This window comes from Glutamicibacter sp., from assembly GCF_050701915.1.
Taxonomy (GTDB): Bacteria; Actinomycetota; Actinomycetes; order Actinomycetales; family Micrococcaceae; genus Glutamicibacter.
Map to the genome: position 1 here is coordinate 239,690 of NZ_JBOGEG010000002.1, position 15,560 is coordinate 255,249.

The window sequence follows — 15,560 nt, forward strand, 5'->3', positions numbered from 1 at the left end:
TCATTGCTCCTTTGATTCGTTTTCTGCTTCGGAAATGGTGTCGGCCAGGCGGGTTCGCTCCTTGTCTGTCCAGCGCTTGCCCCCGTAGGCCTGGGCGAAGTCATCGGCGAATTCCGCCGGGTCCTGGCCCAGCAGTTCGCGCAGCGCGGTGCCGTTGGCGGCTGCTCCTTCGAAGAGGTCGGCCAGATCCGAAAACATGGAGATCATCGTCTCGGCGTCGGTGATCCCGCTCTGGTTCAGCAGGTAGCGATGCAATCCTGCGGCGGCCTTGGCATAGGGCTGGGGCAGGGCCTTGAGGCGTGCCACGCTCTGCTTGTACTGCTTTTTCTGCTCCAGCGAGCCGGTGAAAGTTTCAATCCATTTGGCGACCATGATCAGTGCCCTTTCTGCGGGGTAGTCGGGTGGGGGAGGTTATTGATGCGGGAGACGAGCAGGTTCCAGGTGGCCCAGAATTCGTCGAGCTGCTGCTTGCCGCTGGGGTTGAGGGTGAAGACCTTGCGGGGAGGCCCTTTTTCGGACGGGACTTTCTCCACCGAGACGAGACCCTTCTGCTCGATGCGCACCAGCAGCGCGTAGATGGTCCCCTCGGCCAGATCGGTGAAGCCCCGTTCGCGCAGTTCCGTGGTGATTTCATATCCGTAGGCCGGGCGTTCGGCCAGGAACGCCAGGACGATCCCCTCCAAGGTGCCTTTGAGCATCTCGGTCATCTGTGAGGCCATGGTGCACCCCTCTCTACTTAGTGTTATTGAGTACAAGTAGATAGTAGAACTAAGTAGCGGTATTTAGCAACACTTAGTACCAAGATTTTTCAGGCATTTTTCGGGGGTTTCGGAGAAGTGCCAGTTGACTAGCGGCAAGATAGCGCGACCAGGAATCGGGTATGCTCCTGGAAGCTGAGCCGGAACTACACCTATTGGGAAGAGGCGCCATGAAAGATGCGAGATGGCATTGGGAGCTGGTCCATGCCGAGCGCGCACGGCTGGCAGAATTGCTGGGCAGCTTGGCGCCGGAGCAGTGGATCGCGCCATCGCTGTGCGCGAACTGGCAGATCCGCGATGTGGCAGCGCACCTGGCGGCCGCCGGATCCACCACGACCGCCCGCTGGCTGGTGAATATGGCTCGCTCCGGATTCAATGCCGACCGGCACAACGAACGGTTGCTGCGCAAGCAGCTCGGGAACAGCCCCCGGCAATCGTTGGAGAATTTCAACCGTTCTGCCATCAAATCCATTGCCCCGCTGAACTCGGTGACCGGGTTGCTGGGCGAAGTCGTGGTGCATGGACAGGACATCGCCGAGGCGCTCGATCTGCCGCTGGCTCCGGAAAGACCGGCCCTGCGCGCGGTGGCAGGATTCTTCGCCTCCAGGGACTTCGCGGTCAATAGCAAAACCTTGGTCAAGGGCTTGCGGATGTCGGCGGCGGACGACGCCTTCAGCTACGGGGACGGTCCCGAGGTGCGTGGCGAATTGCTGGATCTGGTCCTGGCGATGGCCGGAAGGGAACAGGTGCTCCCGCGGCTCCAGGGCGAAGGAGTCGGCGAACTCGCACGCAGGATCACAGCACAGGCGCGGAAATAGCAAGCATCGCGCCGCACGATGACTGTACGGCGCGATGCTTGGGAAGCTGGAAAATCAGCTAGCAGGAATGAGAGCGGTTGCCAGCGGGTTCTCCAGATCCCCTGCGTAGAGCAGGCCTCCGGACTGATCGGTGAGATCGAGCATCTGCTGGTTGTTGCGCAACTGCAGGCGGTTCAAGCAAGATAGCGGGAAACTCTGCGCAAAAAGTCCCAGCTGATCAAAGCGTTCAGCGAACTGCGGATGCTGCCCACGGTAATCCAGCAGCCGTTCAACTACGGTCTTCCAGAACTCTGCTTCGGAAATCAGCCCTTCGGCGTCCAGCAACGGCGCGAGGAAGCGGAAGAACGAATCGAAGACATCCGTGAAGACTGACAAAACCGGATCGCCACCGGTGCGTACCCGGCGAATTTCCTCCGGGAGCTCCACCCGGTCCGAGAGCACGGCAATCTCTTCGCCCAGATCCTTGAGCAGGACCTTCTTCACGGCACCGTTCTCAAGCACCATGATCACGTTTTCGCCATGCGGCATGAACACCAAATCGTAGGCGGCCAGGCAATGCACCAACGGAATCAGATAGGCATCGAGGTAACGGCTAAGCCAGTCGGCCGGAGCTAGCCCGCTGCGGCGAATGAGGGCACCGGCAAAGGACATGCCTGAAGCATCGACATGCAATAAGCTGGCCATCGTGGCCAACTTTTCGTCCGAGCCGAGCAGGCTGATCGGGGACTCCCGCCAAAGGGCAGCTAGCATCTTCCGCTGCGGGGCGCTCTTGTCGGTGGCTGCTTCGAACTGCGGGTTGCGGTAGCCTACGGCCGCAATTTCACGCAGCAGCGCGACCGGCTGGGTCGAGAGCACCGGGTCATTTGCAAACAGCTCGCCCAACCACTGGTTGATGGCGGGAGTCACCTTCATGTATTCGGCACTGAGACCGCGCATGAAGCCCATATTCAAGATCGACATCGCCGTCTTGACGTAGTGGCGACTCGGATTGGACAGGTTGAAGAAGGTACGGATCGACTGTTGCGCTTGATACTCGTCAACGCTGCTGCCCAGCCAGATCAAGTGCTTGCGGGCAATATCATTGGCGAACGTGATCGATAGGCGGTTCTCCCACTGCCAAGGGTGTACCGGCATGAAGATGTAGTCCCCGGCTGCATAGCCGGTGCCGAACAAGGCAGCCTCCAGGGCCGAATCCAGGCGCTGGCGCTCGGTGGGATCCAGCTCGGTGGCCAGCAGCCCTTCGTAATCCAGCGAATCGACGGCATCGAATTGTGCTCGGGACTTGTGGGCGGCAGCCCAGCCAAGGTGCAGGGCGGAACCGGTTTCGGGAGCGTACCTCAGGTAGTCGGTGCGCCCGATACCCATGCGTCCGTTGTTGGCTACGAAGCATGGGTGGCCCTCGGTCATGGAAGATTCGATGAGCTGGAAGGACTGAGCAGCGCTTCCGTCGAACCGGGCCAGCTGAGCTGAATTGTGGGTTGCATGAACCTGCTTGTAGCAGTGGCTGGTCAACGTGGAGGAGAGCTCCTCCAGGTACGTCGGCAGCTGCACCGGGGATAGCGTGAGTTCCTGGCAGAAGAGGGTGATGAATTCAATGGCATCCACCTCTGCCTGCTGCCAGCTGCCCTCGACGAAGTGGTGGTGTTCCACGGACTGCGGCGAAATCATCCAGTGGTTCAGCTGATACCGCTGGGCATTGAAGCTGTAGCGGTGTGCGTCCTTCTGAATTGAATAGCGGTTTTCTCCATGCCCGGCAGGTTCCAGAAGGCGCTCATGCGAAAATTCGCCCAGGGCCTTCGCCAAGACATGTCGGTTGGCAATTTCCCAACGTGCAGGGGAGAGGAACGAAGATTCCAAGCTGCGGCCGGTAGCGGTCTCGAAGTCCTGGCGAGTGCAGACGGAAAGGAGAGCCTGCTTGATTGAGCCGTCTGCCTCGGAGAGCTCCACCGGACGTACCGGGCGGAATCCAACCCGGGCATTCAGGGCATTGATGGCTTTGTTGCCAAGGTCTGGTTCGACGATGATTCGTTCAGTTCCAGGCCGGGCGAAAGCCTGGACCATGGCCGAGGCTAGCGCTTCAAGGGTGAACCCAGGCAGCGGCTCCGTGGCTGCCGGAGCCAGGAAATGCAATCCCCGGTCGCCGCGCACGTAGTTGTACGCATCGGCCAGTGGTGACGTTGCTGGGTCATAGAGCTCGACAAGGAATTTCTCGTCACCTGATGCGTCGATGCCGAAGAGGACTTCGTAGCCGACGGTACCCAGCAATTTGCGGTATTCCGCTTCGATTTCCTTTTCGGTTGCGCTTGCCATGCCCCAGAACGAAGCATGCTCGGTGGCAATCCACGAATGGAGCAGCGCAGTATCTTCGGGCACTTTAACGGAACGGAAGGTGTAGTTGGTCATCGAAATTTCCTTAGGCTCGTGCGCTGGCATTGGCGGAAGTAGGCAAGTTGCTGAGTTCAGCGGCGCCGAATCGCTGGAAGGCGATCTGTCGTTCGACCGGGTAGACCTCGCGTCCAGCTAAGCGGTTGATAATTACTGAATTGCGGTAGGCGCCCATGCCAAGATCCGGAGCGGTGAAGCCGTGGGTGTGCAGTTCAGCGTTCTGCACGAAGATGTCTTGGTTCAACCCGATGGAATATTCGCGGTCTACATTGAAGCGGCCATCGGAGAGGTAGTCGACGCGCTGGCTGATGCCCTGCAAGAAGTCAGGAGTGCCTGCGCGGTAGCCGGTTGCCATGATTAGGTTGTCGGCGAGGAATTCCAGGTCCTCTTCGGTGCGTTCGTGGCGCAAGCTGATGGCCAGGTAATCCGTGTCCGTGCCGATGCTCGTGGCAGCGCAGCCGGTACGCAGGTGCACATTCGCTGCACCGTTGACGCTTCGCTGGTAGAGCTCTTCATGGATTTCATTGATCAAATCTGCGTTGATGCCCTTGTAGAGTCCCTTTTGCTCTGCCGAAAGCACATCCCGCTTATCCATGGGCAGGGCATGGAAGTGGTCAATGTATTCCGGAGAAGTCATTTCCAGGGTGAGTTTGGTGTATTCCAGCGGGAAATAGCGTTCTGAACGGGTTGCCCAAACCAGATGATCCTCTTCTGGCAAGCTGCGCAGAAGATCCAAGAAGATTTCTGCGGCACTCTGACCGCTGCCTAGTACGGCAGTTACCTGCGGACCCGAACCTTCAGCCCGGGGCGACAGGAGCTGCTCGCGGCGGAAAGCGTAGTCGCTTGAGTGCACCACATTGCCGGTGGCTTGTGCTTCCGGGGTGATTACAGGCGGCATATAAGGCTGGGACCCGGTGCCCAAAACCAATTTGTCTGCGGTGAAGCGGGTCAATCCGGCGGTAGTGAGCACCGACAACTGATAGATCCCGTCGCGGTAGTCGGCTTCGAGCACCCGGTGCCCGAAGCGTACGCTTTGAATATTTTCCGCTGCCCAAGCCAGGTAGTTGGAATACTCCTCACGCAAGGCGTAGAAGTCTTCACGGATATAGAACGGGTAAAGCCGCTGTTTTTCCTTGAGATAGTTCAAGAACGAATGCTTGCTGGTCGGATTTGCCATGGTCACCAGATCTGCCATGAAGGGAACCTGGAGATGGGTTCCAGGAAGCATCATGCCAGGGTGCCAGGCGAACTTCTCTCCGGCTTCCAGCACTGCAACGTCCAGATCGTCCAATCCATCGGTCAAGGCAGCAAAACCCAGATTGAAAGGGCCAGCTCCAATAGCGATGACATCAAAGTGTTCGGTAGGTTGAATCATTTCTTCTCTCCAAGGGCGCGTTCGGCCAAGATTCCGGAACCGATTCGGCAGATAGCGTCGAGGATCCCGCTGATGTCGGTCAGGGTTGTATTGGGATTGAGCAGCGTGAGTTTCAGCAGGCGTTTGCCTTTGACCGTGGTGGCGGCGATCATCGCTTCGCCGCTGGCATAGAGGCGCTGGCGGATCTGGTTGGCCAAGGCATTGTGCTCGGCTAGTTCCAATGGGTGATCTGGATCTTCAAAGGAGAAGACCAGCGTGCTCAGTTGCACGTCGGCTGCCATTTGCAGTTGGGCGCGCATGGCAACTTCCTGTTGAGCGTCCTCTGCCAAAGCGATGACCTGGTCGAACATGGAGCCCAAGCGGTTAGCCCCCAAGGAGCGCAACGTTACCCAAAGCTTGAGCGCATCGAAGCGCCGTGTGGTCTGCAGGGACTTCGCCACCTGGTTAGGGGTGGCCTCCGCCTCCGCACGCGGGTTCAGGTACTCGGCATAGTGGGCGATGGATTCCAGGGAAGCTGCTGAGCGAACCACCAAGGCGCTGGAACCGATGGGCTGGAAGAAGGACTTGTGGTAGTCGACGGTAACCGAGTCGGCCAATTCAATTCCGTCCAACCGGTGGCGGTGGGAATTGGAGACGAGCAGGCCGCAACCGTATGCGGCATCGACGTGGAACCATGCCCCTACTTCTGTAGCGATAGCACGCAGCTGGGGCAACGGATCGATGGCCCCGAAATCGGTATTGCCGCTGGTGGCGGAGATGGCCATTGGCACCAAACCGGCGGCAACGTCTGCCTCAAGTTGTGCGCGCAATGCTTGCGCATCCATGCGGTGCTGGGCGTCTGTAGGGATCGCCACGGCTGCGTCGTATCCCAAGCCGAGGAGCATCGCGGCGTTGCGAATTGAGAAGTGCGCATCTTCCGAGCAGTAGATCCGCAGATTAGCCAGCCGTTCAGGCAAGGTGCCCCGCAGCTTTGCGGTTGCGGTGTTTCGTGCGATCAGCATGGCTTGAAGGTTGGATTGCGTTCCGCCAGAGGTAAAGATTCCGTCGGCCTGCTCGGTCCCGAAGCCGATCAGTTCGGCAGTGAATTCGATGAGTTTGCGTTCAATCAGTGTGGCGCCAGCGCTCTGGTCAAATGTGTCCATCGAGGTGTTGATGCTCGTGACGAAGTTTTCGGCGACAACCGCAGGGATCACGACGGGGCAGTTCAAATGCGCGGCGTATTTCGGGTCGTGGAAGTAGGCCGCGTCGTTGAAATACAGCTCATTCAGCTCGGTGAACGAGTCTTGGGTTGAACCCAATGGACTATGCAGGTCGACAAGGTCGATGCGTTCTTTCAACTGCCGCGGGGTCGGTCCGGTCGTTGGCGCGTTGACCGATGCGAATTGGTTGGCCACGCGTGAAATGGCTGCACGCGACTCATTTTCGTAGACGTGGGCGGTGTCTGCGCAGAGCAATGCATCATCGTAGATCGGCAGCGGTAGATCGGGCAATTGCAGGGTAGGTAGTGAGGCACCCAAGAGCATGCTCCTCAGATAGAGACAATCAATAGTTGGTCAGGCTCACCTAACAAGAATCTATTAACAACACACTTCAATTAGTTAATGCAAGCCGGGTAATTCCATCGCTCTTCCAGGGGAAAAGATTCTCAATTTTCCTGCGGGCGGCGCCTGGTTGTGGTAAGTTACCCGCTGACCTGTGTTTCGGCGGGGTGGAAACTGGGTCCTCTTGGGTTGAAGTGGAGAAAACGCCTCGACTTCTAATGCCCTGGAATTATCACTAATCGTTTGATTGTGTTTTCGGTCTAAAAATGTATGATCAAACAGTTAGAGCAAGGGAGGGCAAGTGGCCACGGTAAGCCCAGGAAAAGTCCAGCGATCCCAGCGTCTCCTCCTCGGATCGAACGCCACGGATGCGGCGGGACGTACGCTTTCTGATATCACGATTGACCTGCTGTTCGTTGGCACCCTTGGTGCAACGGCCATGCAGATGGGAGTGCTCAATGCGCTTGGCTCGCTTGCCTTCGTTCTCGCGAGTATTCCCGCAGGCCATTGGGTCGACAAATATTCCGCGTTGCGCGTCCTGCGTATTGGTCTCGGATCCAAGCTTTTCCTGCTGGGGTGCTTAGCGGCACTGTCCTTCGCCGAGGCGCTATCGATCCCGCTGGGAATGCTGCTGTGCGCATTACTCGGCTTCTGCAATGTCTTTTCCGAGACTTCCCAAACCACTGCCGTTCCGCAGCTCATCGGAGATGCGCCAGAAGTTCGAACGGCGAGCATTAGCAAGCTGGTCGCCTCGCTCGGTGCGGCCGACCAGTCAATGACCGTAATTGTCCCAGCGCTAGCGGGAACCGGCTTCGCAATGTGGGGCGCGCCGGCGCTGCTGAGCATCTCGGCTGCACTTGGCCTGCTGGCATTGCTGATGGCGGTGCAGGTGCGTTCCTATCGCGCGGAGGAAGGGCTTGGCGGCCGGCAAACGCCATCGACCGAACAGGGCGGCATTCTGGCTGGCCTCAGGTATCTGGCCCGGCACCGCCTGCTCCTGGCAATTACCGTTGCCGTGACGTTCTCCAACTTGGGCCTGGCCATCGGGTCTTCGGTGGAAGCGATCTTCATTATCAACGAACTCGGTTTTGGCGAATTCGGGTACGGCCTATTCGCCTCGATTGGCGGCGTCGGCGGTCTAATTGGAGCTGCCATCGCAGGAAAGCTGGCTGGAAAATTCGCTCCGGCAACCTTATTGGTCTACACCGGTTCAATGCAGGCGGTATTGGCTGGCTGCGTTCTGGCCGCTGCCTTTACAGCTGAAATGTGGTCCATGGTGCTGCTGGGCATTTTCTCGCTGGGATGGGGAATCGTTGTGCTGCTCTTCAACATTGCTGCCTCGTCCTGGGTCGTGCAGATCGTTCCGGAGCACCTGTTGGGCCGAGTCCTGAGCGCACGACGGTTATTCACCTTTGGAGTAGTTCCCGTTGGCGGTTTGGCCGGTGGCGCATTGGCAAGCGCGTGGGGGATTGCCGCAGGACTGCTTGGCTGGGTCGTTGCCGCGACCCTCGCAGTTATCAGCTACTTAGCGATGCGTGGCCCAGCAACCCGTTAGGCTGGAACGCGTAAGCACCACGAACTAAAGGCAACTGCGCACGTGAAACTCGTTATCGACGCTCGATACACCCGCATCACCCACCATGATGGCATTAGCCGTTATACCGCTGGATTGATCGAGGCCGCCAGTAAACTTGCCGACGTCACGATGCTGGTCAACGACACCAGGCAGCTGGCAATGCTCCCCGATGTTCCGTATCTGAAGATTTCCGGGCCCACGAGCGTGCTCGAGCCATTCGTTGCCCTGCAGATCAACAAGCTCAACCCTGATGTCGTGTTCTCGCCCATGCAGACCATCGGAACCTTGGGGCGAAAGTATCCTTTGATCCTGACCTTGCATGATTTGATCTACTACTCGCATCCGCATGCACCGAAATTCCTGCCTGTGCCGATTCGTGCCGGCTGGTTCCTGTTCCACCAGGTCTACTGGCCGCAGAGGATGCTTCTGAATCGTGCCGACGCAGTGGCTACCGTTTCAAACACCACTGCTAACCTGATGCGCAAGCATCGACTGACCAGGAAGCATATTGGACTGGTATCCAACGCTCCAACCGGAAACTTTGCACGTCGAGACCAAGCGAAGCAGCCAAAGAAGACCCTGGTCTACATGGGTTCCTTCATGGAATACAAGAACGTTGAGACACTCATCCGCGGTATGGAGCACCTGCCGGATTATGAGCTGCACCTGCTTAGCGGGATCAACGAACAACGTCATGCCGAATTATCCAAGCTCATCCCTTCGCAAGCCACAGTGGTATTCCATCGAGGCGTAAGTGACGAGGAGTATGAGCAGTTGCTCAGCGAGTGCACCGCGCTGGTAACCCTCTCACGAGAAGAAGGGTACGGCCTTCCCCTAGTTGAAGCGATGAGCATGGGAACTCCGGTGATTGCCACCGATATGCCAATCTTCAAAGAGGTCGCCGAAGACGCCGCGCTGTATGTATCGGCAGATGATGCACAAGGCTTCGCGGACCAGGTACGCACTTTGGATGAGCAGGGTACTTGGAAGCAGTATTCGCAACGCGCCGTGGAACGAGCCGGTCACTACTCATGGGAGCAATCGGCGCAGCAGCTGCTGGACTTGGCCAGATATGCGGCAGATCACAGAAAGTAGTTTGCTGCAGCGTCGAGGGTGAACCCCCGGTCTCGCCTGAAAAATGGCGGAAAATCAAGGTAGGGAACTCATGCTCCTTTATGGGAGCCCTCGATTTGAAAACCGGACTTGGCCAGTGCTAAAGTATTACTCGTTGCATTCCTCCATAGCTCAATTGGCAGAGCATTCGACTGTTAATCGAAGGGTTACTGGTTCAAGTCCAGTTGGAGGAGCCAAAGGAACCTCCCAGCTACGCAAGTAGCTGGGAGGTTTTGCTTTACCCAAAAAGCGGCCGTTGCTATGCGCAAAATTGAAGTGAAAACTCGGCAACGCCCGAATCTCCTATAACCACAGGTGATTAGACGATAGACTTTCGAATCGTTAACAGTTACACCCACGGCATGAGATAGGGCAGTGGGTTTTACGCCTGAAGACTGAGTCGTATGCGGCAACCGGAGTGTTAGCGTTTGATGTACCGGTTGCTGAGCGATCGAGAATATGGAGAAACCATGTCTGAAGCTGAATCGACGCAAGCTGACGAAAGCCTTAAGTCGAGTGTCAAGAGTGCTAAGGCGCAGGTTGATGGACTCAAGGAGCTTGTTCCACAACAGCTCTCGGACGAGATCAAACTCGCGACTACGGTGCTCAAAGGCAAGGGAATCAGCATTGGCATGGCAGCGGCACTCGCCGGTGCCGCACTGCTCGTAGTGTTGCTCTTCGTCATTGCCGTTGTAGTTACATTGGTAAATGTGTTGGCTCTCTGGTTGCCCGGTTGGGCAGCCGCATTGATCGTTGCAGGATTCTTCTTGCTGATTGCTGCCATCTTGGGATTGGTCGGATACGCCAAGGTCAAGAAGGCGCTGCCGCTGAAACCGGAAGCAGCTATTCGCGGACTCCGCCACGACTTGGGCGTGCTCAAGGATGGCAGTGCCTTCGATGTCAGCACTCTTGATGAGCCGCTGAAGAAGAAGTCGGCTGAGGATGATGAGAAGGCTGAAAAGAAGAAGGAACCGAAGCCGCCGGCACCAAGTGCTGATGAGCTGGTCCTTCGCACCAAGCGTCGTCGCCGCCAGATCCAGGCGCTGCGTGACAACCTGGGCGAGAGCGTGCAGGCACCGCTGGCCAAGATCGACAAGATTCGTTCCTTCACCCACGGAGCTGGAGAGAAGTTCTCCGGAGCAGCTGCCAAGGCCAAGGGATTTGTTCGCCCGTCCTCGTCTTCGTCTTCCGAAGACCAATCGGAGGCGGACAGAGCCGGCTCAAACCGCTTAGAACAGGCACGTCCGTATATCGTGATGGCGGGCTCCGGGTTGGCACTGGTGGCTGTTGTCCGCGCATTGTTCAAGCGCTCCTAGGTCTTTCGCCGACGGGGCCGTGCACTGGTCGTGGCCAAGCATGCACCTGCCCCGTCGTATGAAAACTTAGGCTAGAAAGGCACTGACATGGTTTGGATCGCTATTGCAGCGGCACTATGCAGTGCCTTTTGTCTTGCCTTTGGCGCGCACTTCCAATCGCAGGCAGTACGCAGTGCAGTCGGCGGACTGGACCTGACACTTAAAAATGTCGGGAAGCTGGCCAGCAATAAACGCTGGATGAGCGGTCTGGGGCTTATGGCCCTTGGCATGGCCTTGAACGTTTTCGCCCTGGCTAGCGCACCGCTGACGGTGGTGCAGCCAATCGGTGCCATTGCGTTGGTGATCACCGCGATGGTCAATGCCAAGGAAACGGACCTCTCGATGAATCGCCCCACCGTTTTGGCGATCATCAGCTGCATGGTGGGTTCGGTTGGGTTTGTGCTTTTGGCCGTCACGGCCACTAGCAGCAACCAGGAGGTTACTGATTCCGAAGCCCACCTGATTGAAATGATCTTGGCGGTAGTCGTCGCCTTCGTGGGATTGGCCACCATCTTCTTCCACAAGAAGCTTGGTGCGTTCTTCTTCATCCTCGGTGCTGGCGTCCTTTTCGGATTCGTCGCCGTACTAGTTCGAACGATTGCAATCGCTGTATTGAATATCGGCGACAGCAGCTTTATCCAGCTGCCTTGGCTGGCTGGACTAGCAGTTGTTGTAGCCGGCCTGCTCGGCTCGTATTTTGTGCAAAAGGCCTACTCAAAGGGTCCTCCCGACCTTGTTATCGCAGGGTTGACGGTGATCGATCCGATAATTGGCATTGCCATTGGAATCGGCATCCTCGGAGAGCTGCGTCCCGACGTTCCGGTACTGGTCACCGTGCTGATGCTGGTGGCTGCTGGTTTGGCTATCGTCGGCGTGACCGCACTGTCCAGGCATCACCCTGACGTTATCGAACGTCGGAACCAGACTGACTCTGAGAAATCCATGCCTGATTCCAAATAGACTGAAGCTGCAGATTTTTTATCACAACTACAACGCGTGTGAACGCCGAAGGATGCTCGTGGCCAAGGAAAAACCGCTGACCATCGTCATTGCTGCTGACACTTATCCGCCAGACGTCAACGGTGCAGCGATGTTTTGCTACCGGTTGGCTACTGCGATGCACGCACGTGGCCACCGCGTGCATGTGCTGGCAGCCCGTGGAGATAAGGGCAAGACCTACACCGAGATCCGTGATGAAGCAATTGTGCATCGCCTGGAATCGCACTCGGTACCTACCCACGAATACTTCCGCATCGTGTTCCCATGGGAAGTCAATAAGCAGATCAACAAGCTGCTCTCGGATATCAAACCTGATGTAGTCCACGCCCAGAGCCACTATATGATTGGCCAGCGCACTATCGGGTGGGCTCGCAAGAACAAGGTTCGTTCCATCGCCACGAACCACTTCATGCCGGAAAACCTTGACCCATTCCTGCCTTTCCCGCAGTGGTTCAAGCGAATTGTCGCGCAGAATTCGTGGAGAGACATGGGGAAGATCTTTGGACGTGCAGACGCCGTCACGACGCCAACTCCACTGGCGGCAAAGGCAATGCGAGAGCGTGCCAAGCTGAACCAGGTGCTTCCGCTGTCTAACGGGATTGAGATCGGCAACTACGAGCTGGCGGAGGGGGAAGAAATCACTAAAAATGAGTTCCCTACGATCTTGTTTGCGGGCCGTCTTGCCGTAGAAAAGAACATCAACGAACTCATCGAGGCATTGCCTTTAATGAGCAAGGTCCCTGACGCCATCATTGAAATTGTCGGCGGGGGAGAGCAACGCGCTCACCTGGAGAAGATCGCTGACGAATTGCAGATGCGGGACCGTGTCCGTTTCCTAGGGCATGTAAGTGATGAGCAGCTGCGCCAGGCCTACCTGCGTTGCGATGTGTTCTGCCAACCAGGCACCGCCGAACTGCAGTCATTGGTAACCCTAGAAGCACTATCGGCTTCCAAGCCCGTCGTTCTGGCCAACGCGATGGCCCTGCCGCACCTGGTTGACGAAGGCGTCAATGGTTACATGTTCACGCCGGGAGACCGACAGGATCTGGCCAACAAGCTGGACCAGGTTCTGGCCCTGGATGAGCAGCGCCGCGCCAAGATGGGTGAAGCCGGGCACGAAAAGGTGAAGAACCACGCGCAGGAAAAGACGATGAATTCCTTCGAAGCCCTTTACCGAGGCCAAGAAGTTTCCACCCACTGATCGGTTCGTCATCATTGGGTGCGTCAAATCGGTGTTTCGGCTAGTGATGCCCTAGAATATTTCGAGTGTGGTTACACCGCTTTAGCGATGGGCCCATGTGGGGAGTTAGCTCAGTTGGTTAGAGCAGGGGACTCATAATCCCTTGGTCATGGGTTCAAGTCCCATACTCCCTACCAAATAAGATCGTCCAGTAGCTTATGCAAATAAGTTGCTGGACGATTTTTTGTTCCAGGTCCTGGAAACTGGAAGAAGTGAATTCCCGGACTGTCGCGCGGTGCCAAATTTCAACTCAAATGACAGGCCTAAAAGGCTTTAGCCGATGGATTTGGCGCGATCTCGCCAGGCGCAAGAACACGGAGAGAATCAGAGCTGCAAGAAAAGCAACGGTGATCAGTGCTCTTCATAGTGCACCCTGCCTGAAGTTTCTTGCGCTGGCGCCAGGCGAATTGAATTCTTGGGGGCCGATGACCCGGTATGCGGAACCCTGGGAGCTTTCAAGGTCATTCGTGCAGTGGCAGGAGAATTGATGGACGCATGTCGCGGATCAACAACACCGGGTCAATATATTCGCCATTGAGTCGCACGCCCCAGTGAATGCATCGGCCCGAGCAATGCGCCCCGGTTGCTACCTGGCCCACCTTTGCACCAGCTTCGACCCAATCGCCCACCGAAACTCCGGCGATTACCGGTTCGATGCTGGTCTTGAATCCGGAACCGTGATCGATGACCAGCACAGGTCGATCCACGATCACTGAAGCGAAGGCGACTTGACCGCGCTGCGGCGCGAAGACCGTATCTCCGGAGCTGGCAGCCAAGTCCACACCACGATGCCCGGGAAGCCAATTTTTCTCCGGCTTATCGAAGGGCTCCAGAATTGCCGGTTCGCCAGCTAGCGGCCAGCGCCAGCCATTGCCGGTGGTGAGTGCCGCTTGTAGTTGAACTTGTTGTGGCTCCGCAGTCGCGGGCGCGGCCGGAGGAAAACTGAAGGCCAGCAGCAAAACCTGCAACCCTGCGACTAGATACTTGGTATTCATCCTTTCATGCTGAGCCCAGTCGCCGGATCCCGAGCAGTCCGAAGAGCGAACTGTGGGCAAGGCAATGGGCTGCAGATCACCGATATCGCCGTGTAAGGCGTTGAATTCTCTGTAGTACACTTGAAACAGCAGTGTCCTGTCACAGGTGTGTCCAAAATTGGGTGCATCAGGCAGGGGATTGACTTCGCGTATGAGTATTCACAGCTAAATCGGCTGTGGCCTGAGGTTCCAGTGGTCCGAGAGAATCGGTGGACCGAAGACGAGATGCCAAGCATCTATCGGTATTCATACTAGGGCGGATATCCACAATGGCTATCTGCATCAACCCGAACAACCAAGAGCAGTTACCGCGGGCGCATGCGCGCCCGGTCCGCCACTGCTGAAAGGAGTTGCGACATGCCAGTCGTAACCATGCGAGAGCTGCTTGACAGCGGCGTCCACTTCGGCCACCAGACCCGTCGCTGGAACCCAAAGATGAAGCGCTTCATTTTCACCGAGCGCAACGGCATCTACATCATCGACCTGCAGCAGTCGCTGTCGTTCATCGACCGCGCTTACGAGTTCGTGAAGCAGACCGTTGCCCACGGCGGCACCGTACTGTTCGTTGGTACCAAGAAGCAGGCTCAGGAATCCATTGCTGAGCAGGCTAACCGCGTAGGCCAGCCATACGTTAACCAGCGCTGGCTCGGCGGTATGCTGACCAACTTCCAGACCGTCTCCAAGCGCGTTCAGCGCATGAAGGAACTGGAAGAGATCAACTTCGAGGACGTTGCTGGCTCCGGTCACACCAAGAAGGAACTGCTGCTGCTGAAGCGCGAGCTGACCAAGCTGCAGAACAACCTCGGTGGTATCCGTAACCTGACCCGCACCCCATCCGCTATCTGGATCGTTGACACCAAGAAGGAACACTTGGCTATCGACGAAGCTCAGAAGCTGGGCATCCCAGTTGTGGCCATCCTGGACACCAACTGCGATCCAGACGAAGTTACCTACCCAATCCCAGGCAACGACGACGCAATCCGCTCCGTCAACCTGCTGACCCGTGTTGTTGCTGACGCTGTGGCCGAAGGCCTCATCGCCAAGAACAACAAGGCTGCCGGCAAGACCGAGGGTGCTGCTGAGCCAATGGCTGAGTGGGAGCGCGAGCTGCTTGAGGGCGAGAAGGCCAAGGCCGAAGCTCCAGCTGCTGACGCTGCAACTGAAGCTCCAGCAGCAGACGCTGCAACTGAAGCACCAGCTGCAGACGATGCAACTGAGGCACCAGAAGCCAAGTAGTCACCTCAGTGACTCCAGAAGTTTGCCTGGACGCACTAGCGTGTAGCTCGAGGTGAACTTCACCAAGTCTTGTGGGACGGGCCGGAAATCCGACCCGTCCCATAAGCAAAATAAACTTGAAACTCCTAGC

The 15,560-nt window shown here is 57.2% G+C and carries 13 protein-coding genes and 2 tRNA genes; 9 read left to right on the forward strand and 6 right to left on the reverse strand.

What is annotated here, in order from left to right; translation table 11 throughout:
* Together ACRDT3_RS03200 and ACRDT3_RS03205 are read right to left on the reverse strand one after the other, a co-directional pair.
* Positions 1 to 372 carry a DUF1048 domain-containing protein gene (locus ACRDT3_RS03200; RefSeq protein ID WP_431491582.1) on the reverse strand — a complete coding sequence of 124 codons (372 nt, stop codon included), beginning with the start codon at positions 370 to 372 and terminating at the stop codon, positions 1 to 3.
* Positions 373 to 374: 2 nt separating this feature from the next.
* On the reverse strand, positions 375 to 719 hold the full coding sequence (locus ACRDT3_RS03205; protein WP_431491583.1) for a PadR family transcriptional regulator: 345 nt from the start codon (positions 717 to 719) through the stop codon (positions 375 to 377).
* Between the two features lie 209 nt (positions 720 to 928).
* Here ACRDT3_RS03205 and ACRDT3_RS03210 point away from each other — a divergent pair, with 209 nt between their 5' ends.
* The gene (locus ACRDT3_RS03210) at positions 929 to 1,576 is read left to right on the forward strand and encodes a maleylpyruvate isomerase family mycothiol-dependent enzyme (RefSeq protein ID WP_431491584.1); all 648 of its coding nucleotides are present in this window, start codon (positions 929 to 931) and stop codon (positions 1,574 to 1,576) included.
* Positions 1,577 to 1,630: 54 nt separating this feature from the next.
* Here ACRDT3_RS03210 and ACRDT3_RS03215 read toward each other — a convergent pair whose 3' ends face one another.
* From ACRDT3_RS03215 to ACRDT3_RS03225, 3 genes are read right to left on the reverse strand one after another with little or no spacing between them, the layout of a single operon-like run.
* Positions 1,631 to 3,979 carry a GNAT family N-acetyltransferase gene (locus ACRDT3_RS03215; protein WP_431491585.1) on the reverse strand — a complete coding sequence of 783 codons (2,349 nt, stop codon included), beginning with the start codon at positions 3,977 to 3,979 and terminating at the stop codon, positions 1,631 to 1,633.
* A gap of 10 nt (positions 3,980 to 3,989) precedes the next feature.
* A complete protein-coding gene (locus tag ACRDT3_RS03220) occupies positions 3,990 to 5,336 on the reverse strand; it encodes a lysine N(6)-hydroxylase/L-ornithine N(5)-oxygenase family protein (RefSeq protein ID WP_431491586.1) in 1,347 nt (448 codons plus the stop codon).
* Positions 5,333 to 6,859 carry a pyridoxal phosphate-dependent decarboxylase family protein gene (locus ACRDT3_RS03225; protein WP_431491587.1) on the reverse strand — a complete coding sequence of 509 codons (1,527 nt, stop codon included), beginning with the start codon at positions 6,857 to 6,859 and terminating at the stop codon, positions 5,333 to 5,335. Before ACRDT3_RS03225 ends, ACRDT3_RS03220 begins: the two co-directional genes overlap by 4 nt.
* A gap of 319 nt (positions 6,860 to 7,178) precedes the next feature.
* On the opposite strand from ACRDT3_RS03225, the gene ACRDT3_RS03230 reads away from it, so the two are divergent.
* The 7 genes from ACRDT3_RS03230 to ACRDT3_RS03260 all read left to right on the forward strand — a co-directional run bounded on the left by ACRDT3_RS03230 (position 7,179) and on the right by ACRDT3_RS03260 (position 13,297).
* Positions 7,179 to 8,432 (forward strand): MFS transporter, encoded by a 1,254-nt coding sequence (locus ACRDT3_RS03230; protein ID WP_431491588.1) that lies wholly within the window; start codon positions 7,179 to 7,181, stop codon positions 8,430 to 8,432.
* Positions 8,433 to 8,474: 42 nt separating this feature from the next.
* A complete protein-coding gene (locus tag ACRDT3_RS03235) occupies positions 8,475 to 9,548 on the forward strand; it encodes a glycosyltransferase family 4 protein (RefSeq protein ID WP_431491589.1) in 1,074 nt (357 codons plus the stop codon).
* A 139-nt stretch (positions 9,549 to 9,687) separates the two neighbouring features.
* Positions 9,688 to 9,763 (forward strand) — tRNA-Asn (locus ACRDT3_RS03240).
* 273 nt (positions 9,764 to 10,036) lie between these two features.
* Complete coding sequence (locus ACRDT3_RS03245) at positions 10,037 to 10,882, forward strand: phage holin family protein (protein ID WP_431491590.1); 846 nt, start codon at positions 10,037 to 10,039, stop codon at positions 10,880 to 10,882.
* 87 nt (positions 10,883 to 10,969) lie between these two features.
* On the forward strand, positions 10,970 to 11,881 hold the full coding sequence (locus ACRDT3_RS03250; RefSeq protein WP_431491591.1) for a DMT family transporter: 912 nt from the start codon (positions 10,970 to 10,972) through the stop codon (positions 11,879 to 11,881).
* 52 nt (positions 11,882 to 11,933) lie between these two features.
* Positions 11,934 to 13,121, forward strand: coding sequence for a glycosyltransferase (locus tag ACRDT3_RS03255; RefSeq protein WP_431491592.1), 1,188 nt, complete (start codon positions 11,934 to 11,936; stop codon positions 13,119 to 13,121).
* A 99-nt stretch (positions 13,122 to 13,220) separates the two neighbouring features.
* Positions 13,221 to 13,297: transfer RNA gene (locus ACRDT3_RS03260), tRNA-Ile, on the forward strand.
* 324 nt (positions 13,298 to 13,621) lie between these two features.
* On the opposite strand, the gene ACRDT3_RS03265 is transcribed toward ACRDT3_RS03260, so the two are convergent.
* Positions 13,622 to 14,155: a M23 family metallopeptidase gene (locus ACRDT3_RS03265; protein WP_431491593.1), complete on the reverse strand. Its 534-nt coding sequence runs from the start codon at positions 14,153 to 14,155 to the stop codon at positions 13,622 to 13,624.
* Between the two features lie 396 nt (positions 14,156 to 14,551).
* Here ACRDT3_RS03265 and rpsB point away from each other — a divergent pair, with 396 nt between their 5' ends.
* Complete coding sequence (rpsB, locus tag ACRDT3_RS03270; protein ID WP_431491594.1) at positions 14,552 to 15,430, forward strand: 30S ribosomal protein S2; 879 nt, start codon at positions 14,552 to 14,554, stop codon at positions 15,428 to 15,430.
* Positions 15,431 to 15,560: the final 130 nt, after the last annotated feature.